This is a genomic window from Plantactinospora sp. GCM10030261 (assembly GCF_042666615.1).
Taxonomy (GTDB): Bacteria; Actinomycetota; Actinomycetes; order Mycobacteriales; family Micromonosporaceae; genus KBS50.
In genome coordinates, this window is record NZ_JBHTDD010000038.1 from 1 (window position 1) to 16451 (window position 16451).

Here is a 16451-nt window from a genome sequence, read left to right on the forward strand (position 1 = left end):
CCCGACGGCTCCACAGCCGACTGTCCCACGGTGGTCTCGGTCGTCATCTGGCGTCTCTCCCTTGATCGGTCGATCAGCCGTTATTTGTACAGTCCCCGGGATTTCGCTGAGCCGCTGCACCGCGCTGGTAGTAGGCGGGCGCGAGCTGTCACCAGTAGTGGAGCCTGGCGGTTCGGCTGGTGGGGCGGGGTCGATGTCGTTGACCAGTTCACCGATGCGGGCGGTGAGTTGGGTGATCTGGGTGTCGAGGCGGTCGATCTGGTCGAGCAGAATCCTCGCCAGCTCGCCGTGATGGGCGTCGAACCGGCCGGTCAACGCCTCCACCAGCGCCTGGTGTTTGCCGCGTAGCCGCCCCCGGGCCAGGCCGGCCAACTCCTGCGGGTCGCGTTGCCCGGCGATCAGTGCCTCGACCATGTCCCGGGTCGACAAGGTCTGCAGCTTGCTGGCCACCGAGGTGACCTTGATCAGCGCGTCTTCGAGGAGCTTCTCCAGCCGCTGCCAGTTGCGGGTCCGGTCCCGGGTCAGATCGACCCGCATCCGCGTGTAGTCACGCAGCACCCGGATCGGCGCTGGCGGCACGAACGAGGGCCGCAGCAGGCCCTTCTCGGTGAGCTTGGCCAGCCACACCGCATCCAGCTTGTCCGTCTTCGGCCGGCCCGGGACGTTCTTGACATCGCGGGCGTTGACCAGTTGCACGTCCAGGCCAGCGGCTTCGAGGAGGTAGTACCAGATCCGCCATTAGTCTGATGTGGACTCCACCGTGACCTTCTCGACTCCGACGTCGAGGAGTTGGTCGGCGAGGTCGCTGACCGCATTGGTCGTTGCCGGTACCTGCCACACCCGGCTGGTCCGGCGCCCGCCCGCCCCGCCGGTGGGCAGACGGGTACACACCATTCCCGAGTCCTTGGCCACATCGACAGCGGCGACCCGTTCCAGAACCTGTTCGTGCTCCTCGTCGGGAATCTCCTCGGGCGCAGCCCGCATAGATACCGCCCTTCCATGCCGCTACGGACAACGGGTGGGCCGCCCGGGGGCCTCGGTCGGGAACCGAAAATCTGACCGGCGTGCTCGAAGCAACAATGCGTTGACCCTTCAGGTCCGGGCCCCGGCGTCAGACTTGTTCACGGGCTACAACGTCCCAAGATCGATCGACGTCGGCGGGCGACCCGCCCACCATTTTCACGCCTGCGTGGCGTCCCGAAGAGACCGGGTGACTTGTTCGACTCGTCATCGACCGCGTCGGTGATCCGCTGCCATCGGAAGGATTCGGACGGCATCGAGGCGAGCCCGGCGCGAACGCCGGACGCGGGTCCTGGCCGGGACGGTTTCGGTGCGTGGGCCGCGTCGCCTGCTTGCAGCGCAGGTGGCATCGTGTATACATCCGACTACGGTCGGCGCAAGGGGTTCTCGTTCATCCCGCGTCAGGGCGTTCGAGCAGTGTCTCGAGGGTGCGTAGGCCACTTGTGACGTGGTCGCTCATCAACTGGCCGGCGCGTTCGGCGTCGCCGGCTCGCATCGCCTCCAGGATCTCCGCGTGCTCCTGGACGGAGATATCGCACCTGCCAGGTGCGACGTAGATCTGGTTCCACGGCACGCGGACCCACAACCGGACGATGAACTCGCGTAACCACCGTGTGTTGGACATCGTATAGATCGCGAAGTGCCAGTCGGCGTTGGTGGCGGTGAAGTCCTTGCTTCCGTGCGCCGCCGAGTCGACCAGAGTTTTGTGGGTGGCTGCCAGCGCCTCGATGTCGCTGGCGGTGGCGGCGCGAGTCGCCAGTTCGGTGGCCTTGCCCTCCAGTATGGCGCGGAGCATGTAGAGCTCGTCGACCTCGGACGGACCGAGCGTGGCGACCGCACCTGATCGGTGCGGCTCCTGGGTGAGCAAGCCTTCGGTCTGGAGGATCCTGATCGCTTCTCGGACAGGTGTGGCGCTCATCCCGAGTTGCCGCGCCATGCCCACGGCCAGTACCCGTTCGCCTGGGCGGATGTCGCCGCGTAGCAGCGCGTCGCGCAGAGCTTCGACCGCCGCGTCGGTCTTGGTCTGTGGTGTGGGCATGCGCACTTGCGGTGAAGAAGACATGATCGAGGACCTTCCCCAAACTGAACCGATAGCGCGAAACCCAACAGTAGATAGAGTGTAGCCGAGGCCAGCCGGTCAGAATGGCACGGCCATGCCCTTTGACTCGAGGACTCCGACGCTTCTGTCGATCGCCGCGCCATCTCCCCGGTTCTTCGCCGACCACGCCGCCGCTAGCTCGGGTCGGATGACGCATCCGCCGATCACCGATGGGTCGTGTCCGGCGTCGCGAGCATGCGGGCGGCTGGGCGGACGGGATCGGGTGGACGCGGTGCCGATGATCCCGACCGGGGTGAAGACTCGTCGCATCCGTGTGCCGCAGTCGCAGGTCATCGGTGGTGGTCCGGTGAGCGGGGCGGTCACGTCGTATTCCTGGGCGCACTGTTCACATCGAAAGCCGTAGCTGGGCATCAGATTCCTCTTCGGGGTGGGGCGTCGCGCGGCGACGACTCGGCTGGTCGCGATGCTGGTACCAGGGTTGCAGGGCGGCGGGCAGCGACCATGGTGTGGCGGCGAGGTCGGCCACATTCAGGAAGTCGAAGCCGGCGCGGGTCGCCTCGAGCCAGTCGACGAAGCCGTCACCGACGTGCAGCCGGGACCACCCGGGGAACCGGGCGGCTACCTCGGCGAGGCCATGTTTCGGTACGACGAACGTCGGAGTGACTCGCCAGCCGGCCCAGACGCGGACCTGGTCGGACGCTGTTCGGTCGGAGGCACTGCCGATCAGCGCCCCCGCTTCGACCGCGGCGAGTGCGTCCTGGCGGCACAGCCGACCGCTCGGGTTGCCGCAGTCGAGGGTGCCGTCGATATCGAGTGACAGCAGGACTCCGTCGAGTCGCATCTCAGCCGCTCCGAGCTAGCGCGTCGGCGAAGGCGAGTGTCCGGCGGGCCCGTTCGACGATCGGCAGGTCGACGAGTTGTCCCCTAACGGCGACCGCTCCGGCGCCGCTGGCGTGCGCGATCTCGAACTCTCGCACGACCTCCCGGGAGTAGTCGATCTCATCCGGACTGGGGCTGAAGACCTCGTTGATCACCCTGATCTGCTGAGGGTGGAACAGTGACTTGCCAGTGAAGCCCAGGTCACGTGCCTGTTGGGTGTGTGCCCGCAGGGCCGGTTCGTCGTCCAGCACCGGGTAGACACCGTCGATGGCCATGCGGCCGGCGGCGCGGGCGGCGTTGACGATCGTGGACCTTGCGTAGATCAGGTCCACGGCGAGGCCGGTCCGGTTGGCCGGGAGGCCCAGGTCGAGGGCGTAGTCCTCGGCGCCGAACAGCAGCCCGGTCAGTCGGGGGTTGGCCTTCGCGATCGCCGCGGCTTCTGCCAACCCTTCGGCTGATTCGATGGCGGCGATGATGGCGGTGGAGCCGCCCGGCCGTCCGGTCGCCGTCTCCGCCGCGGTGAGCGCGGCGTCGACGTGTCCGATGTCGTCTCCCGATTCGACCTTGGGGACCACGACGCCGACGGCGCCGATCGCGGCGGTGATGTCGTCGCGCCAATTGTCGTGCCCGAGGCTGTTGATCCGGACGTAGCTGATCGGGCGTTGAGGGAGTCCGGCTTGCACGTACGCCGCCAGCAGTTTCCTCCCCTTGTCTTTCTCGTTCGGTGGCACGCCGTCCTCCAGGTCGAGGAAGACACCGTCGACCGGCAGGGACGGCAGCTTACGCAGGAAGCGTTCCTGGCTCGCCGGAACGAACATCCAGCTTCGGACCAACTCCATGACGGTGCCTCTCGGTTGGGGTTGCATGATGGCCCTGTTCAGACGACGCCCTTGGCTGCCAGCATCGACAGTTCTTCTGGGGATAGCCCGAGGGCGCCGTAGATCTCCGCGTTGGCGCTGCCCCGGGGACGTCCGGTCCATCGGATCGCTCCAGGGGTCGCGGACATCCGGGCGATAAGATTCTGCATCGCCACCGGTCCGCCGAGTTCGTCGTCGTCGACATGGACGATCGAGCCGAGTGCCTGGTACTGGGGATGCGACATGATTCCGGCGATGTCGAGCACCGGTGCGATCGCCGCCTGGGCCTGTTCGAACTCCTCGATGACCTTGTCGGCGGCGCGTTCGGCGATCCAGGCGCCGACTGCGGCGTCGATCTCGTCACCGTGCTTTGCCCGTTCGAAGCCGGAGCGGAACCATTCGTGCTCGCAGAGGTCCGGCCGGCCGACGAGGCGCATCACCCGCTCGGCGATGGTCAGCGAGCTGGCTGACACGGCGAGCCAGACGCCGTCCGCGCTGAGGTAGGTGTTGCGGGGGGCGTTGGACGCGGTGCGGTTGCCAGTGCGCTGCTGGATGATGCCGAGTTGGTCATAGACCGTCGCCTGGGGACCGAGGACGGTGAGCAGGGGCTCGATGAGCGCCACGTCGACCTGTTGGCCGACGCCGGTGATATCCCGTCCGCGTAGTGCGGTCAGGATGGCGAACGCTGTCGTCACCGCTGCTACCCCGTCGGCCAGCCCGAACGGCGGTAGTGTCGGTGGCCCGTCGGGCTGGCCAGTTATGTGGGCGAATCCGCTCATCGCCTCGGCCAGGGTGCCGTAGCCGGGGCGGCTGGCGAACGGGCCTGTCTGGCCGAATCCGCTGACCCGGGCCAGTACCAGGCGCGGGTTGGCGTCAACGAGTACGTCCCAGCCGAGACCCCAGCGTTCCAGCGTGCCGGGGCGGAAGCTTTCGACCACCACGTCGACGTCGCGGATGAGCCGCAGGAACAAGTCGCGGCCCTCCGGCGCGCCAAGGTAGAGGGTAATTGGCCGCTTGTTGCGGGCGAGCATCTTCCACCACAGGCCGATGCCGTTCTTGGTCTCGCCGTGCACCCGCGCCGCGTCACCGAGACGCGGGTGCTCCACCTTGATCACGTCGGCGCCGTAATCGCCTAGCAGGGTGGCGGCGAGCGGTCCGGCGAACAGGGTCGCGATGTCGACGACTTTGATGCCCCGCAGGGGCTGCGGTGCCGGGCCACGGGTCTCGGTTCCCTGTTCGGTGGACATGTCAGTCAAACCCGTCGGTGGACTTGGCGAACTCGGCCCAGTCGTCGGGATCGTGGCTGATCCAGATCGTGGCTCCGGTGCTGTCGCGCAGCATCCGCAGCCGCTCGACCGAGCGGGCGGCGTCGACCGCGTTGGCGTCGTACGGCCCGTGTGCGCCGGTGTCGAGAGCTTCGCGGACGTGCACCGTGTCACCGGTGAGGATGAAGCTGCGGTTGTTGAGCCGGACGAAGAGGCTCAACTCGCCGGGCGTGTGTCCGGGGGTGAACAGCAGCACCACGCTGCCGTCGCCGAACAGGTCGAAATCGGCGCCGGGTTCGTGCCAGTCGAATGCCCGGGTGGGCAGCAGGTCCTCTACCCGGTACAGCCCCCGGGCCACCGGCGCGGGCCAGTACGCGTGGGGAAGTTCGCCGTATCCTGCGTAGAACTTGGCGTGCGGGAACATCGACAGTCCGCCGCTGTGGTCGTTGTGGGCGTGGGAGAGCACCACGTGGGTGATGTCCGCGACGTCGAAGCCGAGCTTGGTGAGCTGTCGGTCGAGCCGCTGTTCGGGGGTGAACTTCATCTGCAGCCACTCGGCCATCTCGCCGTAGACCCCGGAGGGATCGGTGGCGGCCTCGGGCACGATGCCGGTGTCGAACAGCACGAGACCTTTCTCGTGCTGGATGACGAACGACGGGATCGGTACGACGACCGTGCCTGTGCCGCCGACGACGAGAATTCCACGGTCCATCGTGAACGTCGGGCAGTCGAGGGCCCAGAGCCGTTTCGCGGCTCCCACACCAGTGGTTATCACGATTCCACCTCCTTGAGGGTTGGGTAGCGGTACGGGGTGATTCGGAGGAGCCGGGCCCGGCGGGCGCGGTGGTCACCGAGTCGGCGCTGGGCGGCCGGGCTCATCCGGTCGGGGGTCCAGTCACCGTCGGCGTCGTAGCGCACCCGGACCTCGCCGGCCCAGCCGGCTTCGGCGACTCTGCGCTCGATCTCCTCGGCCATGTCGATGAAGTACATGCACATCGGGTCGGTCAGGGTCAGCGTCACGTCCACGGTGTCGTCGACCGTGACCTTGGTTACCAGCCCCAGTTCGACGATGTTCACCGGCGCCGAGGCCATGCAGCTGCACGGGTCGACGACGTCGGCCAGCACGGCCTCGACCCGGTTGACCCATTCGGTGCTCATGCCGGAGCTCCGAGAGTCCGCGCGTCATCGGCGGGTACGGCGGCGGCGCGCCCCTTCGGCGGTGGTTGCTGGGCACGGACGCTCCGGCGGGAGGTCCATGGCTCGTCCAGCCCGTCGGCGCGTCGCTGGTCCCACTGGTCCCCGGCCGCCCTGGCCTTGATGTCGTCGATGTCGCGGCCGAGCATCCGCATCAGGTTGGCACCGAGAATCTTCGCTTTGATTTCGTCGGTGAGCCGGGGATAGCCGTATCCGGTGATGAACTCCTCGGGGAACTGGAAGTTCCAGAATGCCTCGATCACCGGCTGCGGATGGACGAAGTGTGCCCCGGTGGCAAACAGGATCCGGTCAGGCCCGCCCCAGTAGAGCAGTTGGCCGAGAACCTCGGCGAATCTGCGGGGTTGGTTGACGATCAGGGTGGAGGTGACCTCCAGGTTGGCGTAGACGTTGGGGTGCCGCGCCAGCAGGAATGCGGTTTCCTCGGTGAACGCCATTCCGGCGTGCACCACTTCGAAGTTGAGTTCCGGGAAGGCCGCGGCCGCCTCGTCGATGTCGTCGACGCGGTAGTAGCTCTGCGCGGTGCGTCCGAAGGGGATCGCTTTGTGCACGGCGACCGTCCGGATTCCCTGCGCGGCGGCGGCTTCGATGATCGGGAAGACCAGCTTGCGGTCGTCGAGGGCGATCTGCAGGCTGCGGCCACTGTGGTAGCGGACGGGGTAGATCTTGATCCCGTCCACCTTCAGTTCTTGGCCGTAGTACTCGACCAGTTCCGTGGCGCGGACAGTGTCGAGTGGATTGACGTTGCCGTAGAGCGCGGTGCGGTGCGGGTTGTCCGCCCGGAACCGGATCCCTTTGTCGATGGAGATCAGGCCGTCCTTGTAGTAGTCGTCCAGGGGAACGGCGTGGTAGACGGCGAAGTCGGTGTCGGACTCGGCGAACATCAGCTCGGCGAGCTGCTCCGGCTGCCAGTCGGAGATGTATTCGTCCTGGGTGAGTCGGTGCCGGTCGTCGGACATCCGGCTGTGCAACCGGTAGCTCGCCTCGGCGAAGTCCTGCGCCAGGGGGATCCGGTGGTTCTCGCGCAGCCAGTTGTAGCAGTGCACCACCGCGTCGGCGATGAACACGCCCTGATGGGTCATTTCAACCTCCCGCCAGAGTGGCCTCGGCCACCTCTATAGAGTGTTTGATTAGCGCCAGAGGTAGTCATGGAGTCAGCAGTGTCGTCAGGCCCGGAGCCACGATGAGGATTCCGACCACCACCAGCGCCGCGGCGAGGAACGGCAGCGTGCCCCGCAGCACATCGGCCATCCGGATCTCGTGGCCGACGTTGACCTCGGGGTCCCTGGCCATCTGGTAGATGATGAACAGCAGCACACCGACGGGCGGCGAGATGATGGCGATCTCGCCCATGATGATCAGGAAGACGCCGAACCACAGCAGGTTGATGTCGAGCGCCGCCAGCGTTGGCGCGAACACCGGCACGGTCAGCAGGATCATCCCGAGCGGTTCCATGAAGGTGCCGAGCACCAGGTAGAACAGCACCAGAACCAACAGGAATCCGACCCGGCCGAACGGCAGCCCTTCGATCAGGTCGGCGAACGCGGTGGCCACCCCGCTGAGCGCCAGGAACCGGTTGATGATGCCCACCCCGATCAGCAGGAACAGGATCGCCGCCGTCGAGATGACGGTGTCCCGGGACGACTGGTAGAGGTGCTTCCAGAACTTTCGGCGGCTGACCAGGACCGCGGCGAAACATGCCAGCGCCGCGGCGCAGGCGCCTGCCTCGGTGGCGGTGAAGACACCGCTGTAGAGGCCGCCAAGGATGACAAGCAGCAGCAACGGCAACGGCCAGACCCCGGCCAGGCTGCTGAACTTCTCCGCCCAGGTCACCTGACGGTTCACCCGGGGCGCACTGGACGGCTTCAGCGTCGCGTGCGCGATGACCGTGACCGCATACGCCATCGCGAGGATCACGCCGGGCACGATCGCCGCCAACAGTTGGTCACCGATCGGCACCTGCGCCACGCCGGCGTACACCACCAGGAGGATGCTCGGCGGGATGAGCTGGCCGAGCGTTCCCGCCATCGTCACCACCCCGGTGGCGAGCCGCTTGTCGTAGCCGGCGCGAAGCATCTCGGGGATGGCGATGCGACCCAGCGCGTAGGAGATTCCCAACGTGGAACCGCTGACCGAGGCCATCCCGGCGCCGGCGAAGTTGGTCGCCACGCCGAGCCCACCGGGCAGCCGGGCAAGCCACTTCTCGGCGGCCCGGAACACCTGCGCGGTGATCCCGGAGCGCCACATCACCAGGCCCATCAGGATGAACATCGGCAACACGCTGAGCTGCCAGTCTCCCATTGTCCGGAAGGGGTAGTCCCGCAGCGACGAGGTCAGCGCCCGTTCGCCGGCGAGTACGTAGATGCCGAGCAGCCCCGTCGCGATCATGCTGATCGACACCGGAACCCGCAACGCCATCAACAGCAGCATCAGCACCATCGCGACCGAGCCGATCGCCACCCGGTCGGTCAGCGTGAACATCGCCACGACGCAGCCCACCGTGGCCGCCGCGCAGAGCAGCGCGGTCGCGGTCAGCAGCCGGACCCGCCCCGGCGAGATCTGCGGCGGCGGCTCGTGGGCAAGCTCCGCCTCGGCGGGCACGGTGTGGCGGGTGGCGGCGATGTCAGTCATCGTCACTCCCCCGGATCATCGTGCGGCCCTGCCGGGCCAGCTCCACGAGCAGTTGCACCGCGAATGCCACGCAGCCGAGCGGCACCAGGTAGCGCAGTGGCCAGATCGGCACCGACACGGCTCCCAGCGCCGTCTCCCGCATCGCCGTCTGAGCCTGGGCGTTGACCCACCCGAACCAGCCGATCCCCAGTACGACGGCCAGACCGAGGAGGGTGGCCATGGCGGAGAACGCCGCGCTGAGCCGGGCCGGCAGGGCGCCCACGAGCATCTGGATATCGATGTGCTGGCCGAATCGTTGGCAGAGCGCCAGTGACAGGAAACCGATCATCGGCATGTACCAGAACGAGACGACCTCGATCGTGCCGCCGACGGGAGCGTCGCTCACATAGCGCATCGTCACGTCGATCAGGACGTGCAGCATCATCGCCAGCACCGCGACGATGCTCACCAGGCTCAGCGCGTTGGCCGACAGTCGGGACGCCCTGTCGAGAGGTCCGCCGCGTTCGGCGATCTGCTCGGACATGGATCCTCCGGATCTCCGGTCCGTGCCGGCTACGCGGGATCGCCCCGCGCGGCCGGCTCGTCCGGTCAGCTGGGACGACGCTTGTCGTAGATCTCTGTCTTGATCATGTCGATCCAGGGCTGCAGGTCATAGTCGGTCTGGAAGGCCTGCTGCCAGTCGCTCGGCGAGTCACCCCGTTCGGGATAGCCCTTGGCCACGACCGGTTCGCGCCACCGTTCGATCGCGTCGGTGTAGTCCTGGACGAACCTCGCCGGGTCGGTCACGCCCGCGGGGGCGTTGCCGGCCATCGACTCGATCTGGGTCTTCTGGTACGCAGCGATCGCGTCGCTGAGCCCCTGGTTCACCTGCTGGAACTTGATCCCCTTCGAGGCGGCCTCGTCGCCGAACCGCTTGTAGAACTCGAAGTTCTTGGCGTGGAAGCCGGCCAGGAACTGCGGTGTCGCGTCCCACAGGATCTGTCGGGCGGCGAGTGGGAGCCCGTCCCAGAACTCCTTGTTCATCGCCAGGTTGAAGGCGTTCCACCCGGAGAACCGGGTCGGCGTGTAGTAATCGCCGATCTCCCACAGGTTGAAGCCGATGTAGGCGGGCGGGTGGACCATCGCACAGTCCACGATGCCGCGTTGGAAGCCTTCGAACAGCTCGGCGCCGGTCAGCGGCACCGGGGTCATGCCGACCGCCTCGGCCTCCTTCGACCAGGTCTGGCCGCCGGTGCGGACTCGGATCCCCTCGGCCTCCTGCAGCGTGGTCACCGGCTTGGTGCACAGGAGGTCGAACTGCTGGATCGCGTACAGTGGGCCGAGCATGAACAGGTTCTTGCTGGCCGCCTCCTCGGCCAGGTCGGCGTTGTTCAGCGTGAAATCGGCGGTTGCCGCGGAACCTTGTAACGTGCCGACCGGGAAGCTCTTGGATGGCAGTGACCCCAGTGCGCTCGCCCAGTTACCGATCGGCAACAGCTGTGGGCTGTACGTGGAGTTGACGATGCCCATGTCGGCGATGTTGTTGCCGACGCCCTCCGCCATGTCGTTGGCGCCGAGCAGAGAGCCGGAGTAGAAGTACTCGAAGGTGATTTTCCCGCCGGATGCCTTGGAGACCGCCTCGCTGTATCGGCGCATACCCTCAGCGGTGTTGTTCTTGTCGTCGGCGAAGTCGGCGTACCGGATGGTGATCGGCTCCAGCGACGAGGCGTCCGCGGTGGCTTCGGCGTCGCTTCCGGAACCGCACGCGGACGGTGTCAGGGCAAGGGCAGCGGCGCCCAGCGCCACGATCAGACGGATGGATGGTTTCATCGAACTCTCACCTACCTTCTGCAGTGAAGAAATGCTGTTGATCGCTTCCGGGGTCAGTCGCGGCCCAAGACCATGAACGACGCCCCGCCGGTCGGCGGGCCGGGATTGGTGACGAAGGCGAGCTTCGGGTCGCGAACCGCGCGACACTCGCCCGGTGTGTGGTAGTGGCGGCCCGTCCCGTCCGCGGTGCACGGGTCGACCACCTCGCGGCGGAGCTGCCGGACCGCCTCGATCGGCCGGAAGATCGCCGGGAAACCGTTGTGGCTGTAGGCCTGGTTGCCCCCGTCGGTGCAGGTCGGATACCTGCCGTCTAGCTCCATCACGCCGGACTCGACGAAGTCGGCCGCCTCGCCGCGCCCGCAGAAGCCGAACATCTCGAACTCCATAAGCACGCCGATCGCGAAGTGGTCGTACAGTTCGACGACGTCGATGTCGTCCAGCGTGATGCCGGCCCGGTCCATCGCCGCCCGGGCGAACGCACCCTCGTCCGGTACGCCGTCCAGCACCGGCGCCTCCACATAGGGCGTATACGGCTGCTGGTCACCGCCGGCGATGATGCTGATCGGGCGCTTGCGGGTGTCCCGGGCACGTTCCCTTCCGGTGACGATCAGGGCGCAGCCGCCGTCGTTGACCGTGGAGCACATCAGCAGCGTGAGCGGGGTGGCGATGGGCCGGCTGTCCAGCACGTCCCGCGCCGTGAACGGCCCCCTGCCGTAGTAGACGGCCGCCGGGTTGAGGTGCCCGTAGTTGCGGATGGTCGCCGACGACCTGGCCATCGCGTGCAGCGCCTTGTCGCCGTACTCGTGCAGGTAACGCTGCCCGGCGAGAGCGAACTGGACAGCTGTGAACGAGCCGGTCCAACCCGTGAACTCGTTCGCCGGGCGGGACCAGGCCGCCGTGTTCGTCGAGTCGGCCGGGCGGGACATCCCGACCACGATCGCCACCGTCGAAGCCAGGCCCCGGTCGATGGCGATCGCGGCATCGAGGATGGCCGGGATGCCGCGCTGCGGAGCGATCCACCTCAACGGGTGGCCGAGTTGCCGCATCCAGTACATCTCCTGGGACAGCTGGAGGTTCTCGTCGTCCGCCCCGTACGGGTAGCCGGACACCACCGAAGAGATCCCGTCGATCTCGGCGATGTCGATCCCTGAGTCGTCGGCGGCAAGCCGTAACGCCTCCAACGCCAATGACATGCCGGAGCGGTGCGACAGGTCCCGCGCCTGTTCGGTGGTGCCGACGCCGACGACGCGGGCCTGCGCCAGCGGATGCCGGCGCCGTCGAGCGGTCCGGACCAGCGCGGCGGTCATGCCGTCACCGGCCGAAAATGGTAGAGCGGCATCGGCAACTCCCGGTCGAACGTGACCTCGACCGGCATCTCGATCCGCACCTCTGCCGGATCGACCTCGATCAGGTCGGTCATCATCCGAACGCCCTCGGCCAGCTCCACGATCGCCACCACGAACGGGGTGTCGTAGGCGGGCGTCGGCGGCCGGTACACCACCGAATAGGTGTAGACCGTGCCCTGGCCGCTGACTCGGGTCCACTGCAGCGTCTCGGTGTAGCACCGGGAGCAACCGACCTGCGGCGTCCACTCGTAGCCGCCGCACGTCGCGCAACGCTGGATCACGAGTTCCCCGCTCCTGGCTGCGTCCCAGAACGGCGCGGACAGGGCCGTCGGCCGGGGAACCGGGCGGATGGCTGTGGTCATCGGCTACTCCTTGCTGTGACGGCGGGGGCTTCCCAGACGCCGGGCCGCAGCCCGTCCGCTCGCAGGTCCCGCTTGAGCACTCGCTGGCTCTGGTTCTTCGGCAGTTCGTCCCGCACGTCGATGTAGCGCGGGACCATGAAGGCGGGCAGGCCGGCGGCGCAGTGGGCGTGCAGCGCGGCCGGGTCGACGGTCTCGCCCGGCCGTGGCACCACGCACAGCAGCACCTCCTCCTCACCCAGTTCGGCAGCGACGCCGACGGCCGCGGCCTCGGCGAGCGCGGGGAACCGCAGTGCCTCCCGCTCGACCTCGAACGCGGAGACGTTCTCGCCGCGGCGGCGTATCGCGTCCTTCTTGCGGCCGAGGAACCACAGGTCGCCGTCGGCATCGCGCATTCCGAGGTCGCCGGTGTGGAACCACAGGTTCCGAAATGCCGCCACGGTGGCGTCGGGCCGGCCGAGGTAGCCCGCGAACATCAGGCCGGGCAGCAGCGGCCGGACCACGAGTTCCCCCGCGACGCCCAGTGGGACCGGAAGGTCGTCATCGTCCACCACGGCCACCTCGTGGTACGGGTGTGCCCGGCCGATGAGCCCCGGCCGGTGCGTCCCGTCCCGGCTGGGCATCACCATCAGCCCCTCGGTCATGCCGTACATCGCGTACACGACCGGGACCCTGAACCGTTCCTCGAACTCCCGCAGGTCGTCCGGGGCCGGCACCACCTGGCACATCCGCAGCTGATGGTCGGGCCGGTACTCGCTGTGCGGCCGCTTCATCAGGATGTTGCCCATCGAGCCCATTCCGACGAAGTGCGTCGCCCCGGAATCGGCGATCTGGTCCCAGAACCGCGAGGCGCTGAATTGCCGGTGGACCACCGCCCGCGCCCCGGTCATCATCGCCGGCACCAACGTGCAGACGTACGGGTTGACGTGGAACATCGGCAGCACCGTGAACAGCACGTCGTCGGCGGTGTCGTCATGGGCGTGCGCGAAGCCCCAGGAGAAGTAGACGAAATACTGGTGGCTGACGAGGGCGCCCTTGGTCGGGCCCGTGGTGCCGCTGGTGTAGAGCACCGCCGCGACGTCGTCCGGACCGGGCTCCGGCACGGCCTGCGGCATGACGGCTCCGACGGTCACCGAGGCGCCGTCGACCAGCACCACCTCGGCGAGGTCCGGCAGGGTCCAGCCGGCGATCCGGTCGGCGAGTTCGGTAGTGGTCACGAACACCGTCGCGGCACTGTCGACGAGGATGTGCCGGAGCATCTCCCCCCGGAAGGCGAGGTTGACCGGGACGACCACGATCGAGGCACGCAGCGCGCCGAGGAAGATCGCGAGGTGGGTGGCGGTATTGGGCAGCATGACCGCGACCCGGCTCCCCGCGCCGAGCCCTCGGCTGCGCAGCACGGCGGACCAGTACCGTGCCCGGGCGTCGACCTCGCCGTAGCTGAGGTAGTCGCCGCCATCGAAGGACACGAACGGCCGGTCGGCCCCCCAGCGCAGCGCCCGGCGCCACACCGCGGGCACGGTCCGCTCCATGCGCGGGATCTGCGGGAACGGGTAGTCCGCCCGGCTCGGCCGCACGGAATCCCAGCCGTTGATCATCATCCGGCCCTCCCGTTCCCGGTGGCACCGGCGCGACCGACGGTGCCGGACGTTTCGGTGAGCCCGACATCGCTGGTCGTGCCGGCAAGGCCGGCGAGGATCGCCGCGCGGTGCTGGTCGAGCGTCGGCGCCGGGCGGCGGTGGTACGCCACGGTGCGGGAGAACCGGATGGTGTGGCCGACCTCGAAGATCTCACCGGCCGTCGGATGTGTGGTCGCCACGACGATTCCTGGGCCGGTGAGGCCGGGCTCCCGGTCGACTCGGGCCGACTCGACCGGCCGAGGCAGCGCCCACGGCACCCGGTGCGTGTCGAGCAACGGTCCGGCCGCCGCGGCGGTGAGCCCGGTCAACCGGGACTGGATCGCATCGGCGGGTGCCGCCCCGCGCCCGGTGAGCCGCGCGGTTGCGTAGGCCGGCCAGTCGACGGCGGCCAGGTCGAGCGCGGCACGCAGCCCGTTCCACTCGATGTCGTCGCCGCAGGCGATCACGATCCAGCCGTCGGCGAGTCGGTAGAGGCCGTTGGTCGGGGCGTGTCCGCGCAGCTCCGGGTCGAGGGTGAAGGAGTCGTACGTGACGCCGTCGCGGCGGTGCACATCAGACATCGCGACCAGACCGGCGGCGAGTTGCGGCACTTCCAGGTGCTGCCCGACGCCGGAGCGTTCCCGTTCGTAGAGCGCCGCGATGATCGCGGTGGCGGCGGTGAGGCCGCAGCCGAAATCCATGTGGGACAGGTAGTGGGCGGGCGGGTTGTCGGGGCCGCCGGCCCGGTCGAGCAGCCCGCAGACCGCCGAGTGCAGCGGTTCGAACGCGGGCAGGTTCCGCCACGGGCCCCGGTTGCCGTACCCGGTGGTGTGGCAGTAGACGAGGCGGTCGTTGCGCGCGGCGGCCGTGGCGGGGTCGAGGCCGAGCCTCGCCAGTGCGCCCTGTCGCAGGTTGCTGACCAGCACGTCGGCGGTATCGAGCAGCCGGCCCATGGTGGCCCTGCCGGTGTCCGACTTCAGGTCGAGCGCGATGCTCTCCTTGCCCCGCTGCACCCCGGAGAACGCGCCGAGCGGGTGTCGCATCGGATCGCCGGCCGGCTCCTCCACCTTGATCACCCGGGCTCCCAGGTCGGCCAGGATCCGGGCGGTGAACGGGCCGGCCATGAAGATGCCCAGGTCGAGTACGGTCACACCGGCCAGCGGTCCCGAATGGGCGGCGTGTTCGGGGTCAGCCGGATGACTGCCCCCGGTCACTCTGGGCGGAGAGTGGCTCGGCGTCGCCTTCGACGACGCATCGGGCACGGCGACCGGTGATAAGGCGGAACCGGCGGCCGGCCGGATCGGGGTTCGGTCGAACAGCGCCCAGCGGTGCAGCCGTTCGATTCCCTCGTCGTCGGTGGTGGCCAACTCGTTGGCCCGCACCTGCGCCAGGCCGAGCGCCTCGCCGGGGGCCAGGATCGGCATCACGCAGATGTCGGCGGCGGAGAGCAGATCGACCCAGTCCCGTGCCGGCCTGCCACGGAACGCGGCCGTGACCCGATCCCACATCCTGTCCGCCAGCTCGGTCGGGAGCGGTCGGCCGAACAGCCCGGCGCCGGCGGCCGGCGGCACCAGGTCGGCCAGGTCGAGCAGGGCCATCAACCGGTCGAAGGCGCCGCGTGGTCCGGTGTGTACCTGGATCCATCCTTCGTCGGCGCACTGGAAGAGCGAGATGATCGCGCGCTCGTCGCCCACCCGGCCGATCGTGCTGCGGGGCTGGTCGAGCCGGTCGAGCCGGTCGCCGCCGATCCAGCGGGAGGTGCTGTGGATGGCGAGTCCGTCGACGAGCGAGGTGGTGACCACCTGGCCGAGACCGGACCGCTCCCGTTCGTAGAGCGCCGCGATGATGCCGATGGCGGCCAGCCAGCCCGCGCCGAAGTCGGCGTGCGGCCAGCCGAGGAAGACCGGCCCGGGCCGGACTCCGTCCTGCAGGTGCAGCAGCCCCCAGTGGGCCTCGGCGAGTTCGCCGTAGACGGCTGTGCTGCCGGTCGGCCCCGCAGCGTCGACCGGTGACCAGGGTGCGGCGGTGATCAATGCCCGCACCTGCCGGGACGGCCGATCGTTCCACTCCGGTGGGTCGTGCCGGGCGTGCGGGGTGTCGATCAGCACGTCGAACGTGGACGCGGGCGGGGCGTCGCGCCGGCTGACGATCCGCTGTCCGCTCCACCAGACGGCGGTCCCCGGCAGCGCGCCCAGCGGGTCGCCGGCAGGTGGCTGGATCCGGAGCACGTCAGCGCCGAGGTCGGTGAGCAGCATCGTGGCCAGGGCGGCCGGAGTCGAGCGCACGCTGAAGTCCGCGACGCGTACCCCGGCCAGTGGGCCCATGACTTCCTTCTCCAACTCTATAGTCTATCTACTTATGGGGCCTGGTCTGGCGACCATCCCCGGGACGGGT

17 protein-coding genes are annotated in these 16451 nt (G+C 68.4%); all 17 read right to left on the bottom strand.

Features of this window, described 5'->3' with window-relative positions:
* Nucleotides 1-696 (bottom strand): transposase (locus ACFQUZ_RS29360; RefSeq protein WP_377448022.1); only part of this gene is annotated, 696 nt, incomplete at its 3' end.
* A gap of 42 nt (nucleotides 697-738) precedes the next feature.
* On the bottom strand, nucleotides 739-984 hold the full coding sequence (locus tag ACFQUZ_RS29365; RefSeq protein ID WP_377448024.1) for a hypothetical protein: 246 nt from the start codon (nucleotides 982-984) through the stop codon (nucleotides 739-741).
* 427 nt (nucleotides 985-1411) lie between these two features.
* Entirely contained in the window at nucleotides 1412-2059 is a 648-nt protein-coding gene (locus ACFQUZ_RS29370; protein WP_377448026.1) for a GntR family transcriptional regulator, read from the bottom strand.
* Nucleotides 2060-2158: 99 nt separating this feature from the next.
* The gene (locus tag ACFQUZ_RS29375; RefSeq protein WP_377448028.1) at nucleotides 2159-2491 is read right to left on the bottom strand and encodes an FmdB family zinc ribbon protein; all 333 of its coding nucleotides are present in this window, start codon (nucleotides 2489-2491) and stop codon (nucleotides 2159-2161) included.
* On the bottom strand, nucleotides 2466-2921 hold the full coding sequence (locus tag ACFQUZ_RS29380) for a hypothetical protein (RefSeq protein ID WP_377448030.1): 456 nt from the start codon (nucleotides 2919-2921) through the stop codon (nucleotides 2466-2468). The genes ACFQUZ_RS29375 and ACFQUZ_RS29380 overlap by 26 nt, the downstream gene beginning before the upstream one ends.
* Before the next feature lies 1 nt (nucleotide 2922).
* The gene (locus ACFQUZ_RS29385; RefSeq protein WP_377448031.1) at nucleotides 2923-3798 is read right to left on the bottom strand and encodes an HpcH/HpaI aldolase/citrate lyase family protein; all 876 of its coding nucleotides are present in this window, start codon (nucleotides 3796-3798) and stop codon (nucleotides 2923-2925) included.
* A gap of 38 nt (nucleotides 3799-3836) precedes the next feature.
* The gene (locus ACFQUZ_RS29390) at nucleotides 3837-5063 is read right to left on the bottom strand and encodes a CaiB/BaiF CoA transferase family protein (RefSeq protein WP_377448033.1); all 1227 of its coding nucleotides are present in this window, start codon (nucleotides 5061-5063) and stop codon (nucleotides 3837-3839) included.
* Between the two features lies 1 nt (nucleotide 5064).
* Complete coding sequence (locus tag ACFQUZ_RS29395; RefSeq protein WP_377448035.1) at nucleotides 5065-5856, bottom strand: N-acyl homoserine lactonase family protein; 792 nt, start codon at nucleotides 5854-5856, stop codon at nucleotides 5065-5067.
* Complete coding sequence (locus ACFQUZ_RS29400) at nucleotides 5853-6239, bottom strand: iron-sulfur cluster assembly protein (RefSeq protein ID WP_377448037.1); 387 nt, start codon at nucleotides 6237-6239, stop codon at nucleotides 5853-5855. Before ACFQUZ_RS29400 ends, ACFQUZ_RS29395 begins: the two co-directional genes overlap by 4 nt.
* Nucleotides 6236-7375 carry an amidohydrolase family protein gene (locus ACFQUZ_RS29405; protein ID WP_377448039.1) on the bottom strand — a complete coding sequence of 380 codons (1140 nt, stop codon included), beginning with the start codon at nucleotides 7373-7375 and terminating at the stop codon, nucleotides 6236-6238. The genes ACFQUZ_RS29400 and ACFQUZ_RS29405 overlap by 4 nt, the downstream gene beginning before the upstream one ends.
* Before the next feature lie 64 nt (nucleotides 7376-7439).
* Nucleotides 7440-8924: a TRAP transporter large permease gene (locus ACFQUZ_RS29410; protein ID WP_377448041.1), complete on the bottom strand. Its 1485-nt coding sequence runs from the start codon at nucleotides 8922-8924 to the stop codon at nucleotides 7440-7442.
* On the bottom strand, nucleotides 8917-9447 hold the full coding sequence (locus tag ACFQUZ_RS29415) for a TRAP transporter small permease (protein ID WP_377448043.1): 531 nt from the start codon (nucleotides 9445-9447) through the stop codon (nucleotides 8917-8919). The genes ACFQUZ_RS29410 and ACFQUZ_RS29415 overlap by 8 nt, the downstream gene beginning before the upstream one ends.
* A gap of 65 nt (nucleotides 9448-9512) precedes the next feature.
* On the bottom strand, nucleotides 9513-10733 hold the full coding sequence (locus tag ACFQUZ_RS29420) for a hypothetical protein (RefSeq protein ID WP_377448045.1): 1221 nt from the start codon (nucleotides 10731-10733) through the stop codon (nucleotides 9513-9515).
* 53 nt (nucleotides 10734-10786) lie between these two features.
* Complete coding sequence (locus ACFQUZ_RS29425; RefSeq protein WP_377448047.1) at nucleotides 10787-12040, bottom strand: thiolase family protein; 1254 nt, start codon at nucleotides 12038-12040, stop codon at nucleotides 10787-10789.
* The gene (locus tag ACFQUZ_RS29430; protein WP_377448049.1) at nucleotides 12037-12441 is read right to left on the bottom strand and encodes a Zn-ribbon domain-containing OB-fold protein; all 405 of its coding nucleotides are present in this window, start codon (nucleotides 12439-12441) and stop codon (nucleotides 12037-12039) included. The genes ACFQUZ_RS29425 and ACFQUZ_RS29430 overlap by 4 nt, the downstream gene beginning before the upstream one ends.
* A complete protein-coding gene (locus tag ACFQUZ_RS29435) occupies nucleotides 12438-14039 on the bottom strand; it encodes an AMP-binding protein (RefSeq protein ID WP_377448051.1) in 1602 nt (533 codons plus the stop codon). Before ACFQUZ_RS29435 ends, ACFQUZ_RS29430 begins: the two co-directional genes overlap by 4 nt.
* Nucleotides 14036-16396, bottom strand: coding sequence for a CoA transferase (locus ACFQUZ_RS29440; RefSeq protein WP_377448053.1), 2361 nt, complete (start codon nucleotides 16394-16396; stop codon nucleotides 14036-14038). The genes ACFQUZ_RS29435 and ACFQUZ_RS29440 overlap by 4 nt, the downstream gene beginning before the upstream one ends.
* Between the last annotated feature and the right edge of the window lie 55 nt (nucleotides 16397-16451).